The following is a 4018-nucleotide window of genomic DNA, read 5'->3' as shown; positions in this document are numbered from 1 at the left end:
CGTGCTCGGGCACGCCTCCGGGCAGCGTGTCGACACCGAACGGGCCTTCACCGAGTTGGGCTTCGACTCCCTCACCGCGCTGGAACTCCGCAACGCGCTGACCCGCCGTACGGGCGTCCCGCTCGCCGCGACGCTGATCTTCGACCACCCCACACCGGCGGCGGTCGCCGAACATCTCCGGGACGAACTCCTCGGCGCCGACCGCGCCGGGGCTGGCCACGTGGCACCGGCCGCCGGGCGTACGGCCGACGAGCCGATCGCCGTCATCGGCATGAGCTGCCGCTTCCCGGGCGGCGTGACCACTCCCGAGGAGTTCTGGGAGTTCCTGGCGGCCGGCGGCGACGGCATCGTGGAGTTCCCGAACGACCGTGGCTGGGACGTCGAGGCGCTCTACGATCCGGACCCGGAGCGGGAGGGCACCACCTACACCCGGCACGGCGGCTTCCTCGCCGGGGTGGCGGACTTCGACGCGGGCTTCTTCGGGGTGTCGCCGCGCGAGGCGCTGGCTATGGACCCGCAGCAGCGGCTGCTGCTGGAGACCTCCTGGGAGGCCATCGAGCGCGCCGGCATCGACCCGCGCGGCCTGCGCGGCAGCCGCACCGGGGTGTACGCCGGCACCAACGGGCAGGACTACACGACCGTGTTGCGGGAGGCCGCCGAGGACAGCGACGGCTTCCTGGGCACCGGGAACGCCGCCAGCGTGGTCTCCGGCCGCATCTCGTACACCCTCGGGCTGGAGGGTCCGGCCGTCACCGTCGACACCGCCTGCTCCTCCTCGCTGGTCGCGCTGCACTCCGCCATCGGCGCGCTGCGTGCCGGCGAGTGCGATACGGCGCTGGCCGGCGGGGTCACGGTCATGACGACGCCGGCCGCCTTCCTGGAGTTCAGCCGGCAGCGCGGGCTGGCGCCGGACGGGCGCTGCCGGGCGTTCTCGGACGAGGCGGACGGCACGGGCTGGGGCGAGGGCGCCGGGATGCTGCTGGTGGAGCGGCTGTCCGACGCGCGGGCGAACGGCCATCCGGTGCTGGCGGTCGTACGCGGCTCGGCGGTCAACCAGGACGGCGCCTCCAACGGGCTGACCGCGCCCAACGGTCCGTCCCAGCAGCGGGTGATCCGCGCCGCGTTGGCCAGCGGCGGGCTGCGGCCCGGCGACGTGGACGCGGTGGAGGCGCACGGTACCGGTACGACGCTGGGCGACCCGATCGAGGCGCAGGCGCTGCTGGCCACCTACGGCCGGGACCGGGACCCGGAAGCGCCTTTGTGGCTGGGCTCGGTGAAGTCGAACATCGGGCACACCCAGGCCGCCGCCGGCGTCGCCGGGCTGATCAAGATGGTGCTGGCACTGGAACACGGCGTGCTGCCCAGCACCCTGCACGTGGACGCGCCCTCCTCGCACGTGGACTGGAGCGCGGGTGAGGTCGCGCTGCTCACCGAGAACACCCCGTGGCCGGAGCACGAGCGGCCGCGTCGGGCGGCGGTGTCCTCCTTCGGCATCAGCGGCACCAACGCGCACACCATCCTGGAGGAGGCTCCGTCACCGGCCGAGCGGCCCGCGGACGCCGGAAACGCCGAGCCCCACGAGAGCGCCCAGCCCGACGGGACGGCAGCCGGCCTCACCGGCACGCCCTCGCCGGTCATCCCCTGGGTGCTGAGCGGACGTACGAAGAGCGGACTGCGGGCACAGGCCGAGCGGCTGCTGACGCACGTCGAGACCTACCCGGGCCTCGACCCGCGGGACGTCGGGCTGTCGCTGGCCACCGGCCGTGCGGTCTTCGACCAGCGTGCCGTACTGCTCGGCGAGGACCGGGAGGCGCTGCTGACGGCGCTGCGGGCGTACGCCACCGAGGAGCCGGCCGGCCCCGAGGTGCTCACCGGGGCGGCCCGGGACGGACGCACGGCGGTGCTGTTCACCGGGCAGGGCGCGCAGCGTACGGGCATGGGGCGGGAGTTGTACGCCGCCTTCCCGACGTTCGCGGAGGCGTTCGACGCGGTGTGCGCGCACTTCGACGCGGAGCTGGACCGGCCGCTGGGCGACCTGGTGTTCGGCACGGACACCCAGGACGCCGACGGGGCCGCCCTGGACGAGACCGGCTACACCCAGCCCGCGCTGTTCGCCCTCGAGGTGGCGCTCTACCGGCTCGCCGAGTCCTGGGGCTTGCGGCCGGACTACCTGGTCGGCCACTCCGTGGGCGAGTTGGCCGCCGCGCACGTCGCGGGCGTGCTGTCGCTGGCCGACGCCTGCACCCTGGTCGCCGCACGCGGCCGGCTGATGCAGGAACTGCCGCGCGGCGGCGCGATGATCGCCCTCGAGGCGGCCGAGGAGGAGGTGCTGCCGCTGCTGGACGGCCGTGAGCAGGAGGTCAGCCTCGCCGCCGTGAACGGCCCCACGGCCTTGGTGGTCGCCGGTACGGAGGAGGCCACCGTGGCGGTGGCCGAGCACTTCGCGGCGGGGGGCCGGCGCACCCGCCGGCTGCCGGTGTCGCACGCCTTCCACTCGCCGCTGATGGAGCCCATGCTGGCGGACTTCCGGGCGGTCGCCGAACGCGTGGAGTACGCCGCGCCCCGTATCCCGGTGGTCTCCAACGTCACCGGGGAGCTGGCCGTCCCCGGCGAACTCTCCGCCCCCGACTACTGGGTGCGGCACGTGCGCCGTGCCGTGCGCTTCGCCGACGGCGTGCGCTGGCTGGCCGAACAGGGCGGCGTCACCCGCTTCCTGGAACTGGGCCCGGACGGCACGCTGACCGCGATGGCGCAGGGCTGCCTGGACGGCACCGAGCAGCTGCTCGTGCCCGCGCTGCGCAAGGACCGCCCGGAGGTGGCGAGTCTGCTCGCCGCCTGGGGCGGCGTGTGGAGCGCGGGCGCCCGGCTGCGCTGGGAAACCGCCTTCGAGGGTGCCGGCGCGCACCGGGTCGGCCTGCCGACGTACGCCTTCCAGGGGCAGCGCTACTGGCCGAAGGAGCCGCTCCCCGGCAGCGGCGACATCGGCTCCGTCGGCATCGGCTCGGCGGACCACCCGCTGCTCGGCGCCGCCGTGGAACTCGCCGGCTCGGACGGGTACCTCTTCACCAGCCGGCTGTCGCTGCGGACGCACCGCTGGATCGGCGACCACGCCGTGGGCGGCACCGTGCTGTTCCCCGGCACCGGCTATCTGGAGCTGGCCACTCGGGCCGCGGAGCAGGTCGGCTGCGAGCGGGTGGACGAACTCACCATCGCCGCGCCGCTGGTGGTGCCGGAGCACGGCGGCGTACGCCTCCAACTGTCCGTGGGCGCGGCCGACGACGCCGGGCGGCGCAGCCTGGACCTGTACTCGCGCCCGGACGACGCGGTCGACGAGCAGCCGTGGACGCTGAACGCCAGCGGACTTCTCGCGCCCGCCGAACCGGCCCCGGCCGAGGACGGCTTCGACTTCACCGCCTGGCCGCCCGAGGGCGCCGAGGCGGCCGAGGTGACCGACTTCTACGAGCGGTTCGCCGAGTCCGGATTCGCCTACGGCCCAGTCTTCCGTGGCCTGCGCTCGGTGTGGACCCGAGGCGAGGAGATCTTCGCCGAGGTCGGCCTGCCCGGCGAACACGAGGAGCTGGCGTCGTCCTTCGGGCTGCATCCGGCGCTGCTGGACTCGGCGCTGCACGCCATGATGTTCGTGTCGCTGGACGAGACGACCAGCGGCCGGCTGCCGTTCTCCTGGAGCGGGGTCACGCTACGGGCCTCCGGCGCGCCGGCACTGCGCGTACGCCTCGTACGGGCCGGAGCCGAGGCCATCGCGCTGGAGCTGGCCGACACCGCCGGCCAGCCGGTCGCCTCGGTGGACACGCTCACCCTGCGGCAGGTCTCCGGCGAGCTGATCAGCGACGCGCGCCGCACGCCGTACCACGACGGCCTGTTCCGGCTGGACTGGACGACACCGCAGCTGCCGACGGACACGCCGCCGCCGGCGGAGGGCGACTGGGTGGTGCTGGCCGACCCCGCCGGGACGAGCGGCTTCGCCGAGGAGTTCGCGGCGGCGCTGCGCTCGGCCGAG

1 protein-coding gene is annotated in these 4018 nt (G+C 74.8%); it reads left to right on the top strand.

All coding sequences use genetic code 11. The annotated features are described in order from the left end of the window. A partial coding sequence (locus AN216_RS25315) for a type I polyketide synthase (RefSeq protein WP_139140995.1) occupies positions 1 to 4018 on the top strand: 4018 nt, incomplete at both ends.

This window comes from Streptomyces oceani (genome assembly GCF_001751245.1).
GTDB classification, from domain to species: Bacteria; Actinomycetota; Actinomycetes; order Streptomycetales; family Streptomycetaceae; genus Streptomyces; species Streptomyces oceani.
This window is presented reverse-complemented; position numbering and strand designations above follow the sequence as displayed.